Origin of the sequence: Paenibacillus oleatilyticus (assembly GCF_018998565.1) — a bacterium.
In the GTDB taxonomy this organism is placed as follows: domain Bacteria; phylum Bacillota; class Bacilli; order Paenibacillales; family NBRC-103111; genus Paenibacillus_G; species Paenibacillus_G oleatilyticus.
Map to the genome: position 1 here is coordinate 1 of NZ_JAHNZO010000079.1, position 1,417 is coordinate 1,417.

Annotated in this window: 1 pseudogene; it reads right to left on the reverse strand. The window is 60.6% G+C overall.

Annotated features, from left to right (window positions below):
- Positions 1-109: 109 nt before the first annotated feature.
- Positions 110-1,417, reverse strand: a pseudogene (locus KQX66_RS36360) (hypothetical protein); the annotation flags it as partial.

Genomic DNA, 1,417 nt, shown 5'->3' on the forward strand with positions numbered 1-1,417 from the left:
ATATGCTCGATATTTCAGGAATTAAATTAATTATTCAAGCGAGCCCTTTAAAAACAGAGCTTTGTCGACAGCCTGAGCCGGAGGCTTAGGCTTCCGGCTGTTTTTTTATTTAGTTCCCCAGCCAAGGCAATGGTTTTCTCGGTTTCGCCGAGCGGGCTGACTGCCGGCGATTGCGCTCAATCAGGCTGCTGATCGCGGCACGCGCCGAGCTTTGCTTCTTTTTCTGTTTCGGGGGACGAGCCGCTTTTGGTTCGGACCTGGTATCGGTTTGCGAAATGACCGCCTTTTCAGAAGGGGCGCTCTTTCTTGACGCCTCTTCGCCTTCTCTCCCCTTGTCGTCTGCCTGCGGGTGCTCCCAAGGATAAGGACTTCCGTACGGAGATACCGCAGGGCTTACATAGCCCGGATATGACGGAAACCCCGGGTATCCGTGGAACGGAACGACCGGTTCACAGAATAAAGGTCCCGGACCGGCAAACGGCATGAGCGGATATTCGTCCGGCGGATGGCCATAGGGCTGGAACGGACCGTGGAAATACGGCTGCGGCAGAGGCGGCTCGAGCGAAATCGGCGCTGTCTGGGACCATTGAGGTACGAAAGAAGCCTGCTCAGGCATCTGCGCAAAGGAAGGCGATTTCGGCGGCAACGCGTAAGGCAAATCCGCCAGCCCCCCTCCGCAGCCGCAGCCGCTTTTAACAACCGGCGGGTGACCGGTAGATAAAGACGGGTATGCCGGTGGCGCTGCCGGAGCCGTAAAATATGGCATCGTCCCTGTGCCGGGCATTTGCGGAATCGGCGGAAGCTCCGGTTCCTTCCCAACGTTTTCTTTGCCTTTTCCGTAGGGCTGCTGCGGCGGCTGAGCCAATGCTCCGACAGCGGGAACATTGTATTGCTGGAACAGAGACGCTGAAGGCTGCGGCGGCTGGGATCCAAACTGAAACGGTTGGTACCCGGGCTGCGGCTGAGCGACTTCATACGGATTTAGAGCCGGCTCGCTTGGCTTGCCCTTCTGCGCCGCTTGGAACGGCTGTGGCGCCTCGTACGGCTGCGGCTTTTGCGCTGCGCTAAACGGCTGCGGCATCGGCTCCGGCTTGCCTTTCTGCGCCGCTTGGAACGGCTGTGGCGCCTCGTACGGCTGCGGCATCGGCTCCGGCTTGCCCTTCTGCGCCGCTTGGAACGGCTGTGGCGCCTCGTACGGCTGCGGTTTTTGCGCTGCGCTAAACGGCTGCGACATCGGCTCAGGCTTGCCTTTCTGCGCCGCTTGGAACGGCTGTGGCGCCTCGTACGGCTGCGGCTTTTGCGCCGCGCTAAACGGTTGCGGCATCGGCTCCGGCTTGCCTTTCTGCGCCGCTTGGAACGGCTGTGGCGCCTCGTACGGCTGCGGCTTTTGCGCTGCGCTAAACGGCTGCGGCATCGG